The sequence below is a fragment of the Microcoleus sp. S13_C3 genome (assembly GCF_036700905.1).
Taxonomy (GTDB): domain Bacteria; phylum Cyanobacteriota; class Cyanobacteriia; order Cyanobacteriales; family Microcoleaceae; genus Microcoleus.
The window spans coordinates 20,312-38,708 of the sequence record NZ_JAUBPT010000001.1; the positions used below are offsets into that span (position 1 = coordinate 20,312).

Consider the following 18,397-nt stretch of genomic DNA (forward strand, 5'->3'; position numbering starts at 1 on the left):
AAACAATGTTTTGTCCCTACCAAGTATGTTTAATTCTACTTTCTGTGAACAAACCTGACGGTCTACTGAGTACAGTTAGACCGCAGGCTTCTTTTTCCTTTTTTTCAAAGGCTTTTTATATTAAAAAAAATATTGTTCGCTAATATCATGTCCGATGGATCGCCCATAATACATAAGCCGGGGCGGGTTTGTGAGATTGTCCGTTTTTGGCAAATATTATTGGTGAACCCGCCCCTACAGGAATCCGGGTAATCGACCGGACATGATATAACTACTAACTTCCGTTGTAATTAGTGAGGAATGCAAGTCCTCTGAGTTTTATCAGGAGTTGCATTCCGATGCTGCAAACCAATTTTATTTTGGTTGTTCGAGTAGGGTGTGCTGGGCCGCGCACCTTACTAATACACCACTGGAAGAAAAATTTAATTCGCCGTTTGTTCCGAAGATTGATCCCAGAAATTAGCTTGAGGAATTTTAAAATCCGACTTAACCAAAACTCCCGGTTCTCGCTGCACTGGCAGCACATCTAAAGTATCCGTTTGCGCGCAATATTTTAAATCTTCAATAACACCTAAACCGAGGAGGCGCTGGCCGTGGCTAGCCCTTTCCAACAATTCGTGCAACCTATCTTGCCAGTGCAAATAAAGAGCAATAGCCCCAAATACTTCATCGTTACCAGCAAAATCGCTCGCAGGAATACCGCTTTCTGCTAGGAGACTTTGGGCGATCGCACCAGCACAAACCGTATCTTCCAACGAATAACTCCCTTCCCAACCAGAACCCACAATCCAAATAGTTTCCGGCTGTTTATTTAACAAAAACTGCACCACAGATTTGCGGTTAATCAAAGCCGCCGTTAACACCGTTGCAGCAGCTTGCACTCGCTGCAGAGCCCGAGTACCGTTAGTTGTGCTGATAAAAATTCGCTTCCCAGTCACCTTTTCTGGCGTGCAGTCGAAGGGAGAATTCCCCATGTCAAATCCATCAACTTTGCCGCCGCCGCGCTCTCCCGCGCGAATCCGCTTATCTGCAGGCCATTTTTCGCTCTCGGCCATCAGCTTATCTAAGTCGCTGAAAACTTGGACAGCTTCCGCCCCATTATTGAGGGCTGTTGCCATTGTCGTAGTCGCCCGCAGCACATCAACTGCGATCGCGCAAGCCGGCATTTTGTCGGCTGGCGTAAGTTCCGGGGTATGGTAAATAAAAAGCTTCACTTTTGGGCTACCTGCGATAAATCCTCATCAGCAATAATAATAGAATTTGTACCCTGAGCGTAGTCGAAGGGCTTTCTTCCTTCTTCCTTCTTCCTTCTTCCTGCTTCCTTCTTCCTTCTTCCTTCACCTATATGTCAAAACAGCTAAATTCAAACCCCGCCCACGCCGCCATTACCGCACCAATTCGACTCCTGGCAGGCTTCACCTATCCTTTGCGAGCTTTCACGCTGATTTTGCAAACTCCCAAGCTGTGGAGTTATGTATTAGTTCCCGTGGTGCTAAATTTTATAATTGGTATTGGTCTTTATTTAAGCTTGCTATTTCCCAGTTTGGCAGGGATAGACGTTTTAGTTGCCGATTTATCCGTCCGATTTAACGCTCTAATTGCGAGTTTTCCCGCTTGGCTGAGCTTTCTCGGTGTGTTAACAGTTGCTTTCGGCTGGCTGCTGCGCTTACTCCTAGTGTCAGGACTTTTGCTGATAATTGGATTTTTGTTAGTGCAGTTTGGCGTGATTTTAGGTTCGCCGTGGTACGGCAAACTTTCCGAACAATTGGAACTGCTGCGGAACGGTCAATTGCCCGCAGAAGCACCAATGAATCTGGCGAGTAGTTTTGGGGATATTCAAAGGGCGATCGCCTTTGAACTGCGAAAACTACAAATTTTGTTGAGCGTCGGTATACCCCTGCTGCTGCTAAATTTTATCCCTGGTGTCGGCTCTATTCTTAGCAGCTTGGGTGGCGTAGCTTTGGGCGCGACTATTGTCTGTTTGGACTTTTTAGATGCACCTTTGGAGAGGCGGAGGCGACCTTTTCAGGAGAAGTTGGAGATTATTTGGGCGAGTTTGCCGGCCAGCGGGAGTTTTGGTTTGGTTTGTTTGGGTTTGGTGAGCATTCCGCTGTTGAATCTGTTGGCGATTCCGCTGTGCGTGACGGCGGGAACTTTGTTTTTTTGCGATCGCATTTGGCCGGCCCGCTTTGCCCCAGAAGAAACTCATAGCGATCGAGAAACTAACATTACCAATTAAAAACTAGGGAGATGCTTCTTCCTTCGGCTGACTCTGGGAGTTAAGACCCCAAAACGGGCTTAAAAACAGCCAGCTAATGAAGAAAAATGATGCTGTAAATAGCTGGACAATATCGATCGCCGACAAATATCCGTCAGATAATAGTGCAATAGTTCTATCTGTCAGCCCGAATATCCAAGAGAGAATCCCAAACAGCCAAATGCCTTTTTGGAGCATGGGCAAAAATGCTGAAACTTCGGAGTTTTGCTGCTTGTTCATTGATTTAGCCCTTGTTTGCGAAAAGTCTGATTAACCGGGGCACCCCAAGGGCTTAAGGATTTTTGGTGTCTCCTCGGATTCCCTTTGTTATCTATATGTTAAGAAATATTTCCCGATATGACAACGCGCCCTGAGAGGGATTTCCGCATCTATCTTAAGAGGTAGTCGCAGCGCTAACAAAGAGTGATATTTGCTACACTTTGGTAGCCACGCTAGAGATTTTGCCGATTTTTTGCGAGATAAATTGCTGATCACGGGTAGCGGCGCGCTCTCTTGGTACCGCCCCTAGAAAAGAAAGCTTGTAATTTATTTTGAATTATGCAATACTACATGATGAGCAAGTTTGGTTCAAGAACGATCGTGAGGTTTGTACTGAGGAAAGAAAGTTATCAAAGCCCTAAAAGCCACAGGACAAACAATTTGACGATCAGTATTAACCAGGCTTGATATGAGTTCAGCGTCAATAAAATCGAACAATGCCACGCTTAAATCAGATTATCGCGATCGAAAAAGGCATCAAAAGCCGATCCGTCCAAGAACTAGCAGAAGCTCAAAAAGCCCTCCAGAAGCCCGCTGTGCTTTCTGGAATCTCCCGTACTTACCGCCCCAAAGACGAAGAAGGCGAACAACTGCCGCCAGAGTCCAAAAAAGTTGAAGTCAAAGCAGAAGAGATTATCCGCAAAACGACTGAAGTTTTGACCAAACTCTTCGACGTAACCGCAACCAAAGATTGGACAAATTGTAGCGCCCGCGCTGACGTAACTGTAGACGGAAACGTGCTTTTGAGCCAAGTTCCTGTCAGCTATTTGCTATTCATTGAAAAGCAGTTAGCAGATTTGCAAGCATTTATCAAAAAACTTCCCGTCTTAGATGCTTCCGAGACGTGGAACTTCGATGCTTCGGCAGACTGCTGGGCAACTGAACCGGTGCAAACTCTCAAGACTTTTAAAACTCCGCGCAATCACGTTAAAGCTGAAGCTACCGAACACCACCCGGCGCAAGTCGATGTTTATTACGAAGATATTACGATCGGCTATTGGCGGACTGTCAAGTTTTCTGGAGCTTTGCCGGCGCGGCGGATCAATGAGTTGCTTCAAAGGGTGGAAATCTTGCAGCAAGCTGTTATGTTCGCCCGCGAAGAAGCTAACAATTCTGAAGTTGAGGAACAGAGAGTGGGAGAGCGAATTTTTCAGTTTATTTTCCGCTAAGTGCTTGCTTTTTTGATAGTTATGGTTTAAGATATAAACAGAGTACAAGTTCAATCTAAAACTTCAACTTAAACCGTACAAATGTGATAGTGCAGGTTCGAGTCCTGTCCCTCCTACCCAAAATAGGGGGGTAGCCCAATTGGCAGAGGCAGCATTGCGTACTAATTCAACAGCAAGCTATTACTCTAAACTCAGCATTCACCGCCGATCGCTAAAACGAATGTCAGGAAAAAATAACATCATCGAGGTTGCTGGCTCATATCCAGCCCCCTCTACCAAACGCAGGGGGGTAGCTCAATCGGTAGAGCGCGATGCTATTAATCTTAAATCCTTGACTTAAATGTGATAGCGTGCGTAAATGGGCGGTAAATATAAACCCAGTAGTAAGGTCAGAACTGCTGGGTTTTATGCTAATAATTGAATCAATTTGTTAAATCCGTCTGTCGTGGACGTATCAAGGCCGATGATTTACTGCATCAATCCTCAATGCGAACAACGCGAAAATCCTGCTGCTGCTCAAAATTGTCAGGCTTGTGGCACGGATTTGTTAATTGGCGATCGCTATCGTATCCTTAAACCAGTGCGATCGCCCAATCCCGCACGCCCCACAGACATCTTTGAAGTCGAAGATTTGGGAACCGGGGAAAACGAATGGGGCACTGTCAAAGTTTTAAAAGTCTTGAAACACACACACAATCCCGATTTAGTTCGCGTCTTCAAGCAAGAAGCGCGAGTTTTGATTGGGCTGGCAGGAAAGGGTTCAGTTCCCCAAGTCGAACCTGACGGTTATTTCCAAATTAAACTCCCCAATAATTTCCAGAAATTGTCTTGTTTGGTGATGGAAAAAATTAGCGGAGAAAACTTGGCAGAATTCTTAACTAAAAAACAGTACGTTTCTCAAAATCTCGCTATTGATTGGCTGCAACAAATTACCAATATTTTGCAGGAAATCCACAAATATCATGTAGTGCATCGGGATATTAAGCCATCCAACCTGATGGTTGAAGCCAATGGGAAATTGAGATTAATTGACTTGGGCGCCGCCACAGAAGCAGATATAGAGACCGCACCCATAGGTTCTGCTGGATACGCCGCACCGGAACAAATTCTAGGTAAAGCAGGCGTGCGATCGGACTTTTTTGCCCTGGGACGTACTTTTGTACATTTATTAACAGGCATACAGCCGATCGACTTTCCCCTTAATGAAAAAACTGGTAAAATTAATTGGAGGAACCAGGCTGTAGATATTGACCCGTTACTCCTAGAGTCGATCGACGAATTGATGGAACCGCTACCAGAAAACCGACCTGAAAATACCCAAGTTATTTTAGAAAAACTCAAAAATATAGAGCTTTTAATGGCCTCCCCAGAACCCAACTAATAATTCCCAATCCTCAATGCCCTGCGCGGGCCAATGCCCCATTCCCCATTCCCCAATCAATAAATCTCTTCCAACCGGCGAAAATCCCGCTCAACTTCCGCCCACAAAGCCCGATTGTGAGGGTCAGTTTTCACAGCTTTTTTCAAATATATTCTCGCCTTATCAACCTGCTTTTCTCCGATCAAATGCCGTCCCCAGCGCTGATAGGCGATCGCCTGCCACTGACGCACCTCCAAATCTTCGGGAACCCGCTGGGCCAAACCCTCAATCAAGGCGATCGCCCGCGGGAACCTCTGATATTTCAGCAACTGCTGCAATTCAACATAAGCATCTTGCTTTAACTTTTGTTCCGCAGCCGACAAATCCGCATTAGATTGAACCGCAGCCTCTTTTCGAGTCACCTTAACTGCCTGCGGTTTAGCTTTCACCCCCTGATCCGGCGGTGTCCAAGTAGGGGGCACAGTTGAATTGGCAACTTTCGACTCCGCAACATCGGGGGGGGCAATTTTCACCAGGAACTTATAAGCCTCAGTAATAGCAATAAACTTATTTTTAGCCTGTTCGTTTCCCGGATTCACATCGGGGTGATACTGTCTCGCTAACTTCCGATAAGAGGCCTTAACTTGCGATAAACTCGCGCCAGACCTCAATCCTAACTGTCGGTAATAATCTGCAATATCCATCTAGCATGAATGAGCGTTGATAGTACCATTAAATATGGCAGAATCCTTAAATGTAAAGATTCTGCCAAAATTTACTGCGAACTAGGTTGTAGTGCGAGGGTTGCCCGCACTACGGTAGCGCAAAAATAACTTACGGACGATCTTCGATCACTCTGTCAATCAAGCCGTATTCTCTGGCTTCCTCAGCGGACATGAAATAGTCGCGATCCATGTCCTTCTCGATTTTCTCGATCGGCTTGCCAGTATTCTTAGCATAGATATTATTGAGTTCGTGGCGCAGCCGCAGAATCTCTTTCGCCTCAATCTGAATATCCGTTGCTTGTCCCCGCGTGCCCCCAGAAGGCTGGTGAATCATGATTCGCGAGTGAGGCAAAGCTAACCGTTTCCCCTTCGCACCGGCAGCTAACAGGAAAGAACCCATCGAAGCAGCCAAGCCCACACAAATCGTCACCACGTCTGATTTAATGTGCTGCATGGTATCAAAAATAGCCATGCCTGCCGACACCATTCCCCCTGGGGAATTGATGTACAAAATAATATCCTTACCGGAATCTTCCGAATCGAGATAGAGCATCACAGCGATGATTTGATTGGCAATTTCATCGTCAATGTCCCTGCCCAAGAAAATAATTCGTTCCCGGTAGAGGCGATCGTAGATATTAATCCACTGAGTATCATAACCACCCGGCATTTTGTAGGGAACTTTTGGCACACCTATAGGCATAATTCGGAACTCCGTTTAGTTGGTAATTGGTGAGCGGGCAATTGGGCATCGGCCAAACAGGGCATCGGCCAAACAGGGCATCGGGCATTGGTAATTGGGAATCGGTAATTGGGAATTGTTAGTCATAAAAAGACTATTGAATAACTAATCAGGGTAGAAACTACTAGCCATTAACCCTTAATTCTTACTCATGCCACATTACCCCTTCCCCATTACCCATTCCCCATTCCCCATTCCCCATTCCCGATTCCCAGTTAGATGACTCCAGCCGGCAGCGGTTTCGGCAATTCTTCCGAACTTTCAAGAACGCGATCGATCAAACCGTATTCTTTAGCTTCCTGGGGCGTCATGTACAGCAACCGATCCATATCTTTAGTAATCTTTTCGATCGGTTGGCCAGTACAGCTTGCAAAAATCTCAAGCATCGTCGCTTTATTTGCCAGCACTTCCTTAGCCCGAATTTGAATGTCGCTTGCTTGACCCCGCGTGTAAGCCTTGGGTTGGTGCAACACAATCGAAGCGTGGGGCAAACTCGCCCGAAAGCCTTTTGTACCAGCCGCTAAAAGCATCGCAGACATCCCCATTGCCGAACCGAGGCAAATAGTGTGCACAGGCGGCTTAATGTACCTGATCGTATCGCAGATAGCGAAGGCTTCTGTTTCAAAGCCGACGGGTTCGCCACTGTAACCAGAAGTGCCGGTCGAGTTGATGTAGATTTTGATCGGCTTATCCGGGTCTTCGTACTGCAAGAACAACAGTTCAGCGATAATCAGTTCTGTTACCGCAGGCACCAGAGGCATCCCCAGATAAACGATCCGCTCCTTCAGCAACAGGGATGGCAAATCGGGAGGTGGCGTCCGAGAGTTCCCTTCCCCGTAGTATGGCGATTGCACAGCTTTAATTGGTGTGTTCATATAACCGAAATGTTGCCTGAACTGATGGAGCTATTCTTAAAGAAATAGTAACGCAATCTTTAGGTATCCCGCATGAAAGTTAGTTTGCTCCCGGTTTTAAACGACCCTAACCTTGACGCTGCCGCGCCCTCGACCCAGCGCCAGCTAGCGATTTCAGTGTCTGCGATGGCAAGCTCGATCGACTCCAGTGTACCCTTAAACCTGTGCCTGATTCTCGACCACAGCGGCTCGATGGGCGGACGCCCCTTGGAAACCGTCAAACAAGCCGCCGGGCGGTTGCTAGACCGGTTGAAGCCCGGGGATCGCTTTTGCGCGGTGGCTTTCGACCACAAAGCCAAAGTCCTCGTCCCAAATCAAATTGTGGGAGACCCCAGCAGCATTAAACGGCAAATTGAGCAATTGCGATCGGCCGGTGGCACAGCAATTGATGAGGGCATTAAGTTAGGTATTGAAGAGTTGGGCAAAGGTAAAAAAGAAGCTATATCTCAGGCATTTCTGCTGACTGACGGCGAAAACGAACACGGCGACGACAGCCGGTGTTTGAAGTTGGCTAAATTGGCGGCCGACTACAACATGACTTTAAATTCTCTGGGATTTGGCGATAACTGGAACCAGGATATTTTGGAAAAGATTGCTGATGCTGGTGGCGGTGCTCTGGCTCACATTCAGCGTCCTGAAGATGCGGTTGACGAGTTTGGTAAACTGTTTAGTCGCGTCCAAGGTGTAGGTTTGACTAATGCTTATTTGCTATTTTCCCTAATGCCAAAAGTGCGGTTAGCCGAACTCAAACCGATCGCCCAAGTTGCCCCGGATACGATCGAATTACCGGTACAGCAAGAGGGCGATCGTTTTATGGTGCGCCTCGGAGATTTAATGAAGGATATAGAGCGAGTAGTTTTGGCTAATATTTATATTGGACAGTTGCCCGAAGGTACACAGACGATCGGGCAATTGCAAATTCGCTACGACGATCCGAGTGTCGGTCAAGGTTTGCTTTCCGATCCTGTTGCACTTTCCGCTAATGTCCTGAAAGTTTATCAGCCGGCCATTAACCCGATGGTACAGCAGCACATTTTAGCTTTGGCTAAATACCGCCAAACTCAACTGGCCGAAACTAGATTGCAACAGGGCGATCGCGCCGGCGCGGCAACAATGCTGCAAACTGCTGCGAAAACTGCTCTGCAAATGGGCGATAAAAGTGCCGCAACTGTGCTGCAAACTTCTGCTACTCGTTTGCAGTCTGGTGAACAATTGAGTGAAGCCGATCGCAAGAAAACTCGGATTGCTTCTAAAACTATTTTGAAGTAATCTCATGGTTTGTAATTCTAAGGAAATCCGGCGATTGGAAATCGCGACTACACAAACAAAGTCCGCCTTCGCGGACTAAGAATATAGAAACCCGCCAGCGCGGGTTTTGTTTTTGTGTTCGTTTCACTCACCGGTTAAAATTTGTGGATGCTTTAGATGCTCGATCGTTTAGAATGTTTGTATCACCTATCAAGAGTGCTTGTATGAACCAGACAATATCTGATAAAGTACGCTGGACTACCGCCGATTTAGAACTATTGCCCGATAACGGCGATCGTTATGAAATTATTGATGGAGAGTTATTTGTGACTAGAGCACCGCATTGGGGTCATCAACAAGCTATAGGCAACCTCTACCAAGAACTTAATACTTGGTCGCGAGAGACTAATTTAGGACGAGCAGGAATCAATCCAGGTATCATTTTCACGGATGCTGATAACGTTATTCCTGATGTAGTTTGGGCCAGCAATGAACGCTTGGCTATCTTGCTAGACGAAGCAGGCCATTTAACCGCCGCACCTGAGTTAGTTGTTGAAGTATTGTCCTCCGGTGCAGACAATGAAAGACGGGATAGAGATTTGAAACTCAGACTCTATTCGGTACGAGGAGTACAGGAATACTGGATTGTGAATTGGCGGTTGCAGCAAATAGAAGTTTATCGCAGGGAACAAGCAAGTTTAAGGCTCATTGCTACGCTTTTGAACGCTGATGAATTGACCTCGCCTTTGTTACCTGGTTTTAGTTGCTCTGTCGCTCGAATTTTTGCTTAGATTTATGAAACACTTTTACCGGGCGATCGGCATTTTAGGATTTGTTACCGTTTTGGGTGGCATATCCCCTGCCATTCCCGCAGAGTCAGCGCCAATACTCATCGTTCAAAATCCTGCTGAAGACTTATTTAATAGTGCTTTAGCCAAATCAGAGGCTGGAGACATTCAAGGGGCGATCGCCGATTACACCGAAGCTATTCGCCTCAACCCCAACTACGCCAAAGCCCACAACAAACGCGGCATCATCCAGGGCCGCAATCTCAAAGATTATCCAGCAGCTAAAGCAGATTTCGATCGCGCAATTGAAATTAACCCCAACTACGGCGACGCTTACTACAACCGCGCCAGAGTCCGCGAGTTCTTAGAAGACAAAGACGGGGCGATCGCCGATTATCAAAAAGCAGCGGAACTTTATCAAAAAGACGGCAATACCAACGATTATCAAGATGCCATCAGGCATCTTCAAATGCTGCAAGAATAGAGTGCTTTTGAAAACATAGTATAATATCCTTCGATCTGCGTTCATCCGCATTCATCGGCGGTTAAACATTTCAAATTAACTATTCAAAAAATGCCCGAAACTTCCACCGTCACCGTCACCGTACCCGCCACAACCGCCAACTTAGGCCCCGGCTTCGACTGCATCGGCGCCGCTTTAAGCCTCTACAACCGCTTCCAATTCTCCCGACTCGAACCCTCAGCAACCGAGAAACTAAAAATTACTGTTACAGGCAAAGAAGCCGCCAAAGTCAAGACAGATGACAGCAATCTCGCTTATCTAGCCTTTGTCAAGTTATACGAACACCTGAACCAATCGCCGCCCTCTATAGCCATACATATAGATATGCAAGTGCCGCTGGCTAGAGGTTTAGGAAGTTCCGCCACAGCTATTATCGGTGGGTTAGTCGGTGCAAATGAATTAGCCGGAAAGCCTTTGAGTCAGGTGGAAGTGATGCAATTGGCGATCGAACTTGAAGGACATCCCGACAACGTTGTCCCCGCTTTATTGGGAGGATGTCGCCTCGCTGCTAGCAATGCACCCCCCCAACCCCCCCTTAGTAAGGGGGGGCTAAGAGAAGAATTCCCCCTTACCGACGCGGGGCTCACACAATCACCCCCCCTTAGCAAGGGGGGGCAGGGGGGGGGTTCCTGGCAAATTTGCGATATTCCCTGGCATCTGAATATTGTGCCCGTGGTAGCCATCCCCGATTTTGAACTGTCTACAGCCGAAGCCCGCAAAGTTTTGCCAGCAGATTACAGTCGGGCTGACGCCATTTTTAATGCTGCACACCTCGGTTTGCTAGTGCGGGCTTTGGAAACTGGCAATGAAAACTGGCTGCGCTGCGCCCTCCAAGACAAAATTCACCAACCTTACCGGCAATCTCTGATTAAGGGATATGAAGCGGTGCAACAAGCTGCCCTGAATGCAGGGGCCTATGAAATGGTAATTAGCGGTGCCGGGCCCACGCTTTTAGCTTTAACGGATGTGGCTAACGCTGAGGCGGTTGAGAGGGAAATGGCGGCTGCTTGGATGGAATTTGGGGTAAAGGCTGAGGTAAGGGCGATCGGCCTCGATACTCAAGGCGCGCAAGTCTCCCTTTAGTTATTTCACTCCTAGACACACAACATCTACATAACCGTGTTTTGTAGGGGCAATCCCCCGTGGTTGTCCCTCTCCATGTTATTCATATTTCTATTCTCGACCTCTGCGTAAATCAGCGTCAATCCTTTGTCATCGGCGGCCCGATAAATTATCTTTTTTTAACCGCAGATGAGGTCAGATTAAAACAGATTAACGCAGATTAATTAGATTAATTATGGTTGCAAGATACGTGATTGTTGACTGTTGACTGGATTTGAGGCACGACGATGTTACCGGATTTGATATAACTTCCTAAATGTTCCTCACAGTCGATTAATTGATATGTTGTTGGAGATTATATAAAAAAGCGGTGCATAATAAAGGTATGAATTTAGGTGGGGAGGGTGAAGAAGAGAAGAACTCTTTGTTATTCTCACTCCTAACAAATTCTACCACATTCAATTCCTTTACTAATTCACGTTTCTAACCTTCGAGGACGTTCCCATTCCATATTCAAGTAGTCATTGAGAATGCCAGGTTGAAATTTTATTCAACCTGGCTTCGTCACCGGTGATAGCTAAATAATATCAAATCTGTGGGCATCGCAATTATTCATCTCTCTCTTCCCTTTCTCTGTATCCTCTGCGCCCTCTGCGGTTTAATCATTCCGATACAATCGGAATTGAGCTCAGACATCTATTCACCAATGCCTATTTTCTTACAGGATTAAAAATGGTTTTTGCCGCTTTTTAAAATTTCTTGAATATCAACTCAAGTCTCTTTTTGATAACTTCTGCCATTCCCTATACAAAATTTTACATTTTAAAAAAATGCAGTCCTTGTAGGGGCGGATTCACAAGAATTTCAGGCTCAAACCAACAATCGCAAAAACCCGCCCCCACCAACGGTTAATACTCTTAATTAACTGTGACGCAGCGGAAGCTCTATCTGAATTTTAGTGCCTTTACCCGGTTCGGAAAAACACTTGAACTCTCCTTTGTGCTGCTCTACAATTATCCGATAGCTGAGAGCAAGTCCCGATGATATGGGTGGTTCCGCAGGTTTTGCTGCCAAAAATGGCTCGGAAATTTGGGCTGTGATATCTTTGCTATGTGCGATGTCGTTATCAGCAATCTCAATCGAAATTCGCTGAGCATCGACCACCTGAGTGGTAATCAAAATCACGGGCTTAAATTTGATGGATTCCAACTCCTCTAACTCTTGAGCCGACTCTTCCAAAGCATCGATCGCGTGATTGATGATATTCAGAAAAGCTTGATTGAGCAGCCCTGCATAACACTCAATCTGTGGCAAATTGCCGAATTGTTTCATCACCTTGATGTCTCGCCTTCCCTCGCGAGCCGGCAAGCGGTGCTGCAACAACAACAGAGTATTTTCTAAACCGTCGGAAACATCAAATAACTGCCAGCCCGATCGATCGCTGCGGGAAAAATCCTGTAGCGACAAAATTATTTGGCGGATGCGATCGCTGCCGGTACGCATGGAACTCACAATTTTTAATAAATCGTCGAGTACGAATTCCACATCCATATCTTGCTGCTTTTGGATAATTTCCGATCCTGGTTCTACTAGCTCTTTTTGATACAATCGCAGCAGTTCAATTAAATCGGTCGCGTAGCTTTGGACGTGAGTTAGATTGCTGTAAATAAAAGTAATGGGGTTGTTAATTTCGTGGGCAATCCCAGACACCAGTTCGCCCAAACTAGACATTTTTTCATTTTGCAGCATTCGATCGCGCGACAGATCCAATTCTTGCTGGGTTAACTCCAACTGCCCCCTCAACTCGTGCGATCGCTTAGACGCGCGCACCCGCGCCAATAATTCCTGCTTAACTATCGGTTTAAACAGAAAATCGTCAAAGGGCGCATCCAATTCTGGAATTTCATCAAATTGCTCCGGTGTTGTCAGCAGAATAAAATAGGCTGCCGCCAATTCTTGATCGGCTTTCACCAGCCGGCACACATCCAAAAAGTTGATTTGAGGCGAAGTCCCGTCGCAAATTATCGCATCGGGGGACAATTCCTTCGCCAAGTCTAAACCCTCCTTGTCGTCGGGAACGACTCTCACCTGATGTCCCTCTTGGCTGAGTAACTCTTGGACAACTTGAAAAGTCACAGTATCCGCGATGATCGCCAGAATCTTTGCCATACTTCTACCACCTCCACAAATTACTTTTTAGGATACAACCGCCAGAATTGCGCTGACAGATTTAAAATTCCAAAATAGTTCAAGTCCATCAAAAAACCGCCAATACCCGCTCCCTCAAAACCAAAAATAGCTTATACCATTTTAGATTTTATATTTTAGAGTAAAAAATTGGTAATGACCGAAAACATCCAGGATACCCGCCACGTGATTCATCCGTGGAGAAATTAAAAACCTGTATCCGAGAAACTTGCCGAACGTATTTATGTCGCGCAAGTCAATGGTTCAATTCTAAAATCTAAAATCTAAAATCTAAAATCGATTGACTTACTGTATAATAGTTGGGAGCTTGCCTAAATTTGCAGATTTTTTGGGGAATGGTATCACTAGAAGGTATAATTTTAGACTGGTAATGCAAAAATGCAAATTTTCTCCTTCGTAATTAATGTTACATCAGAGCTTTCGGCCGAAAGACTGCTGAGGGCGATCGCAGATACTTTCTCAAATTGCGCCAGGAAACAATAAAAAACTTTAAAATCAATTAATAGTATCGTTAAATTCACCTTCTCGGTCAGCGCCTGAGAATGCCAATTACCAACACCACCTCAACTTTGATTCAAGCCGAAACACTAGAACTATTAGAATGGCCGCGCCTGTGTCAGCACTTGGCTACCTTCGCGGCCACCAAACTCGGCGTCGCCGCCGCCCTTGACCTCGCAATCCCGGCAACTCAAGCTCAAACAGCAGAACTCCTGGCTCAAACTCAGGAAACTTATCAGTTAGAGAGCCGCGCTGGCGGTGCTTTGAGTTTTGAAGGAATCCAAGACATCGGCACTTCCCTGCAGCGAGCCGAACTCCAAGGTTTGCTCAGCGGCGAAGAATTGCTGGCAATTGCTACTACCCTCGCCGGAGCAAGGCAATTGCGCCGGATAATTGACTCTCAGGCAGATGTGCCGACGCTCAAAGAACTGGCAGCCCAATTGCGGACTTATCCCGAACTAGAGCAAGAAATCCATCGCTGTATAGACGATCGCGCTCAAGTAGCAGACAGAGCCACTCCTAAATTAGCAGGAATTAGAGTTCAAATGCGACAGTTGCGCGATCGCATTTATCAAATATTGCAGGGGATTTTGCAGCGCCAATCCAACGCCGTACAAGAACAGCTAATTACCCAAAGAAGCGGACGCTTTGTCATTCCCGTCAAAGCTCCCCAAAAAGATGCCATACCGGGCATCGTTCATGACTCCTCGGCCAGCGGCGCGACACTCTACGTAGAACCCCACAGCACAGTCAATCTTAACAACCAAATGCGGCAATTTCTCCGGCAAGAACAAGCCGAAGAAGAAGCAGTCCGCCGCGCCCTCACCGAGCAAGTCGCAGCAGTCAAACCAGATTTAGACAGATTGGTGGTGGTAGTTACAACTTTAGATTTAGCCGCCGCTAAAGCGCGTTATAGTTTTTGGTTGCAAGCAAATCCGCCGAAATTTATCGAATTGGGAGAGCCAGAATTAGCACCAAAAAAACCCGAAAAAGAAGATGAGGAAAAAGAAGATGAGGAAAACTCAGAAAACAGTCAATTATTAATTCGCAACCTGCGATCGCAAATTACCCTGCGCCATTTGCGCCATCCTTTATTAGTTTGGCAGCAACAGCACGAGCAAGGGTTTCCAGTCGTGCCGGTCGATTTAACGATCGCGCCGCACATCCGCGTCGTCGCCATCACCGGCCCCAACACTGGCGGCAAAACTGTCACCCTCAAAACCTTGGGATTGGCAGCTTTAATGGCGAAAGCAGGAATGTTTGTTGCCGCCCGCGAACCCGTAGAATTGCCTTGGTTCGACAATATTTTGGCCGATATTGGTGATGAACAATCTTTGCAGCAAAGTTTGTCTACTTTCTCCGGCCATATCCGCCGCATCAGCCGCATTTTAGAAGTTTTACAAAATAAATCACAGGCTGAAGAGGAAGAAAAATCAAACCTTCCAATTACTAATTCCCAACAGCAAGACGAAGAAGTCACAGATACACAGAACACTGTTTCTGCTCTCCCAATCCTCAAACCTAAATTACAAATTCCCCATGCCCCATGCCCCATGCCCCATGCCCCATGCCCAATTCCCAAATCTTTAGTTTTGTTAGACGAAGTAGGAGCGGGGACAGACCCCTCAGAAGGCAGTGCATTGGCGATCGCCCTGTTGCAATACCTCGCCCAACATTCCCTGTTAACAGTTGCAACTACCCACTTTGGCGAACTCAAAGCCCTCAAATATCAAGACTCCCGCTTTGAAAATGCCTCAGTAGAATTTGACGACAATTCCATGCAGCCAACCTATCGCTTGCTGTGGGGAATTCCCGGACGTTCCAACGCCCTCACCATTGCCCAAAGACTCGGTTTGCTAGCCTCCATAGTCGAGGAAGCTCAAACCTATGTCGGGGGTGCCTCTCAAGATGTCAATCAAGTGATTGCTGGACTCGAAGCACAGCGCCGGAAACAGGAAACCAAGGCCAGAGAAGCAACTCAACTGCTACACCAAACCGAAAAACTGCACAGAGAAGTTTCTCAAAAAGCAGCAGCTTTGCAAGAGCGGGAGCGAGAACTAAAAATAGCTCAGGAAGTGGCAGTAAATGAGGCGATCGGGTCGGCAAAATCAGAAATTGCTCAAATCATTCGTCGCTTGCAGTCGGGCCACCAGACGGCTCAAAATGCCCAACAAGCGACAGAAACCTTAAATCAAATTTCTGAAAAACACTTGCCCTCTCGCCAACAACCGGCTAAACCCAAACCGAGTTTTATGCCGAAAGTGGGCGATCGCATCCGCATTCCCAGCTTGGGCCAAACCGCCGAAGTCCTCAGTGGCCCCGATGCTAACGAAGAGTTGAGTGTTCGGTTTGGGATTATGAAAATGACTGTCAAACTAGGAGAAATTGAATCCCTCGACGGTCAAAAACCGGAAACTAAAGCTCAATTAGCCAAGGCGGCCGCCCAAGCACAAGCACTCGCTACGGCTAAAGCTAAGCAAGCAGCGGCGGAACAGGCAAAACCCAATCCCGAAATTGCCATTCGCACTGCTAATAATTCGATCGACTTACGGGGTGCGAGAGTTTCAGACGCAGAAATCGAAATAGACAGAGCTCTTTCCAAGGCCGTGGAATACGGAGTCCTGTGGATAATTCACGGCAAAGGTACGGGACAGTTGCGGCGCGGCGTTCACGAGTTCCTCGCGAATCACCCGCAGGTTTCCCGCTTTGAGCTCGCCAGTCAAAAAGAAGGAGGTGCAGGTGTGACGGTGGTTTATTTGAAATAGTCAGATTTACGCATTTCCGGTTGACTCGTAATTATATAGTTGTCTGCAGCAAACAAGTCGCAACGAACATATCATACTGATGCAACCGGAATGGATACTAGACTGCAAATGTGGAATAATTAAGAGTTGCTTTCCCACTTTAGTAACTGCCTGACTAATGAAAAAAACTCCCTCAAATGAAGTTTTGGTTGGCGACTGTCGTGAAGTGATGAAGACATTGCCAGAAAATTATATTTCTGCGTGTATCACTGACCCACCTTATAATTATGAATTTATTGGTCATAAATGGGATGACTCAGAAATTCAAAGGCGTATTGAAAGAGTCAATGGCAAGGGAAATAAAACCCTTGTTAAAAACATTCCCTATGGCAGTGGTTTAGCAGGTGGAGTCAGAAACGAAAAATGGTATCAAAGGAATCGTAACAACACTCTGGATTATGAAAAGTGGTGCTTTGAGTGGGGTGAGCAGCTTTTTCGGATCTGCAAACCGGGTGCGACAGTTTTAGTTTTCAACAGCACACGGACTGTTGCTCACGTACAAGTTGCACTTGAAAGTGCTGGTTTCTATGCCAGAGATATTCTTGTTTATAAAAGATCGAGTGGTATCCCTAAAGGTGTCAATATCAAACAACAGTTAGAGAAGAAAGGATATGAAAATTCTGAACAATGGGATGGTTGGCACAGTTGTCTGAGGAACGAATGGGAAGCAATCTGCGTACTTCAAAAACCACTGGTTAATAATTACTTAGAAACTCTACAGGAGTATGGTACTGGTCTATTTTATACTAAAGATCAGTTCGGTGGTTTTCAGTCAAATATTTTAGAAGGTATACAGCGTGAGAAAGCCGAGGAGTTTAACGTCCATTGCACAGTTAAACCAATCGCTCTAATGAGAAAGCTGGTCGAAATATTTGTACCGCGTTTGGAAAATTCTATTCTAATCGATCCTTTCGCAGGATCGGGAACTACATTGCTGGCGGCGCAAGAATTTGGCATTAGGTATCTTGGCATTGAAATAGTACCGGACTACATAGATATTATCAACAAGCGCCTGGATAGTTTCAGCGGTATACAGGGAATTCTCCCACTTTTTCAATAAGAAATGACTTTAAATCAAACCCGCTTATTGTTTGTATAAACTCAAACGAATCATCCCCATTGTAAACTTTCCAAGTCCCTACTTGGCACGCTGTAATAGCTGCGGGCAAATTATCTTTTCTAAGAATCAAAAATACGGGTTCGTAATTGTAAGAACGAAGTAGTGGGCCATAAGATTTGAACTTTTTCAGTGTTCCAGAGTCTCCTGAGCCAATACGATATTTTGTATCTATTGCGTACCCATCAACAATCAGATCGCACGGCTCATCGCTTCCAACTTTAAATGCTGGCTGAAAACTACTGCAATATGTTTTACACGTTTCAGTAACTAACAATTGCCAACACATACCTAACTCTTCCAATATTGCCTATTTTCTTTTTTTATTATTGGAGAAATACCAAACACATCCATTAAGATATCGTGTTCTTCATTCTCTTCTGCATAAATTTTTTCGGTAAATGACTTTTGGTATCTTGCTAAAATTTGCTCTAGTCTTCTTTCAGTCATCAGCAGTTACCAGATCAGCTAGACTAACGGATAATGCCTTGGCTATTTTGCTGGCATTAAGTAGCGTTATATTCCTTTCACCTCGTTCAACTGAACCAATATAGGTGCGATGTAATTCTGATAGTTCTGCAAGCTGATCTTGGGAAAGATTTCTGAGCTTTCTGAAATGTCTAACTTTTTTACCAAATTGCTCCGTAATATCCATAGATTGCGCCAGATGAAGCAATGACAACTATAATCTGACAGACTATAA

Annotated in this window: 18 protein-coding genes; 10 read left to right on the forward strand and 8 right to left on the reverse strand. The window is 45.9% G+C overall.

From position 1 onward, the window contains the following. Positions 1-422: 422 nt before the first annotated feature. Positions 423-1,214 (reverse strand): 2-phosphosulfolactate phosphatase family protein, encoded by a 792-nt coding sequence (locus QUA16_RS00060; RefSeq protein WP_333103757.1) that lies wholly within the window; start codon positions 1,212-1,214, stop codon positions 423-425. A gap of 131 nt (positions 1,215-1,345) precedes the next feature. Here QUA16_RS00060 and QUA16_RS00065 point away from each other — a divergent pair, with 131 nt between their 5' ends. Further along, positions 1,346-2,239: an EI24 domain-containing protein gene (locus QUA16_RS00065; RefSeq protein ID WP_333103758.1), complete on the forward strand. Its 894-nt coding sequence runs from the start codon at positions 1,346-1,348 to the stop codon at positions 2,237-2,239. A gap of 3 nt (positions 2,240-2,242) precedes the next feature. Here QUA16_RS00065 and QUA16_RS00070 read toward each other — a convergent pair whose 3' ends face one another. After that, positions 2,243-2,497, reverse strand: coding sequence for a hypothetical protein (locus QUA16_RS00070; RefSeq protein WP_333103759.1), 255 nt, complete (start codon positions 2,495-2,497; stop codon positions 2,243-2,245). A 476-nt stretch (positions 2,498-2,973) separates the two neighbouring features. Between QUA16_RS00070 and QUA16_RS00075 the strand changes: the two genes are divergently transcribed. From QUA16_RS00075 to QUA16_RS00085, 3 genes are all read left to right on the forward strand, one after another. Continuing rightward, positions 2,974-3,705 (forward strand): DUF7873 family protein, encoded by a 732-nt coding sequence (locus QUA16_RS00075; RefSeq protein ID WP_333103760.1) that lies wholly within the window; start codon positions 2,974-2,976, stop codon positions 3,703-3,705. Positions 3,706-3,844: 139 nt separating this feature from the next. After that, the gene (locus tag QUA16_RS00080; protein ID WP_333103761.1) at positions 3,845-4,045 is read left to right on the forward strand and encodes a hypothetical protein; all 201 of its coding nucleotides are present in this window, start codon (positions 3,845-3,847) and stop codon (positions 4,043-4,045) included. Positions 4,046-4,132: 87 nt separating this feature from the next. Next, on the forward strand, positions 4,133-5,086 hold the full coding sequence (locus QUA16_RS00085; RefSeq protein ID WP_333180957.1) for a serine/threonine-protein kinase: 954 nt from the start codon (positions 4,133-4,135) through the stop codon (positions 5,084-5,086). Positions 5,087-5,142: 56 nt separating this feature from the next. Here the strand turns inward: QUA16_RS00085 and QUA16_RS00090 are convergent, their stop codons facing one another. From QUA16_RS00090 to QUA16_RS00100, 3 genes are all read right to left on the reverse strand, one after another. Then, on the reverse strand, positions 5,143-5,769 hold the full coding sequence (locus QUA16_RS00090) for a J domain-containing protein (protein WP_333103763.1): 627 nt from the start codon (positions 5,767-5,769) through the stop codon (positions 5,143-5,145). A 130-nt stretch (positions 5,770-5,899) separates the two neighbouring features. Further along, on the reverse strand, positions 5,900-6,493 hold the full coding sequence (locus tag QUA16_RS00095; protein WP_332983122.1) for an ATP-dependent Clp protease proteolytic subunit: 594 nt from the start codon (positions 6,491-6,493) through the stop codon (positions 5,900-5,902). Between the two features lie 254 nt (positions 6,494-6,747). Then, positions 6,748-7,407 carry an ATP-dependent Clp protease proteolytic subunit gene (locus tag QUA16_RS00100; RefSeq protein ID WP_333038231.1) on the reverse strand — a complete coding sequence of 220 codons (660 nt, stop codon included), beginning with the start codon at positions 7,405-7,407 and terminating at the stop codon, positions 6,748-6,750. Between the two features lie 72 nt (positions 7,408-7,479). On the opposite strand from QUA16_RS00100, the gene QUA16_RS00105 reads away from it, so the two are divergent. The 4 genes from QUA16_RS00105 (at position 7,480) to thrB (ending at position 11,088) form a co-directional block, all read left to right on the forward strand. Continuing rightward, on the forward strand, positions 7,480-8,715 hold the full coding sequence (locus QUA16_RS00105; protein ID WP_333103764.1) for a VWA domain-containing protein: 1,236 nt from the start codon (positions 7,480-7,482) through the stop codon (positions 8,713-8,715). Positions 8,716-8,918: 203 nt separating this feature from the next. After that, a complete protein-coding gene (locus QUA16_RS00110; protein ID WP_333103765.1) occupies positions 8,919-9,485 on the forward strand; it encodes a Uma2 family endonuclease in 567 nt (188 codons plus the stop codon). A 4-nt stretch (positions 9,486-9,489) separates the two neighbouring features. After that, positions 9,490-9,966, forward strand: coding sequence for a tetratricopeptide repeat protein (locus QUA16_RS00115; RefSeq protein WP_333103766.1), 477 nt, complete (start codon positions 9,490-9,492; stop codon positions 9,964-9,966). A 90-nt stretch (positions 9,967-10,056) separates the two neighbouring features. Next, positions 10,057-11,088 carry a homoserine kinase gene (gene thrB, locus QUA16_RS00120; protein WP_333103767.1) on the forward strand — a complete coding sequence of 344 codons (1,032 nt, stop codon included), beginning with the start codon at positions 10,057-10,059 and terminating at the stop codon, positions 11,086-11,088. A gap of 900 nt (positions 11,089-11,988) precedes the next feature. Here thrB and QUA16_RS00125 read toward each other — a convergent pair. Further along, positions 11,989-13,236, reverse strand: coding sequence for an ATP-binding protein (locus QUA16_RS00125; RefSeq protein ID WP_333103768.1), 1,248 nt, complete (start codon positions 13,234-13,236; stop codon positions 11,989-11,991). A 608-nt stretch (positions 13,237-13,844) separates the two neighbouring features. Between QUA16_RS00125 and QUA16_RS00130 the strand changes: the two genes are divergently transcribed. Together QUA16_RS00130 and QUA16_RS00135 are read left to right on the forward strand one after the other, a co-directional pair. Next, positions 13,845-16,538 carry an endonuclease MutS2 gene (locus QUA16_RS00130; RefSeq protein ID WP_333103784.1) on the forward strand — a complete coding sequence of 898 codons (2,694 nt, stop codon included), beginning with the start codon at positions 13,845-13,847 and terminating at the stop codon, positions 16,536-16,538. A gap of 157 nt (positions 16,539-16,695) precedes the next feature. Continuing rightward, positions 16,696-17,637, forward strand: coding sequence for a site-specific DNA-methyltransferase (locus QUA16_RS00135; protein ID WP_333103769.1), 942 nt, complete (start codon positions 16,696-16,698; stop codon positions 17,635-17,637). A gap of 348 nt (positions 17,638-17,985) precedes the next feature. Here QUA16_RS00135 and QUA16_RS00140 read toward each other — a convergent pair whose 3' ends face one another. Together QUA16_RS00140 and QUA16_RS00145 are read right to left on the reverse strand one after the other, a co-directional pair. Beyond that, positions 17,986-18,144: a hypothetical protein gene (locus tag QUA16_RS00140; RefSeq protein WP_333103770.1), complete on the reverse strand. Its 159-nt coding sequence runs from the start codon at positions 18,142-18,144 to the stop codon at positions 17,986-17,988. Continuing rightward, entirely contained in the window at positions 18,137-18,349 is a 213-nt protein-coding gene (locus QUA16_RS00145; RefSeq protein ID WP_333103771.1) for a helix-turn-helix transcriptional regulator, read from the reverse strand. The genes QUA16_RS00140 and QUA16_RS00145 overlap by 8 nt, the downstream gene beginning before the upstream one ends. Positions 18,350-18,397 lie beyond the last annotated feature (48 nt).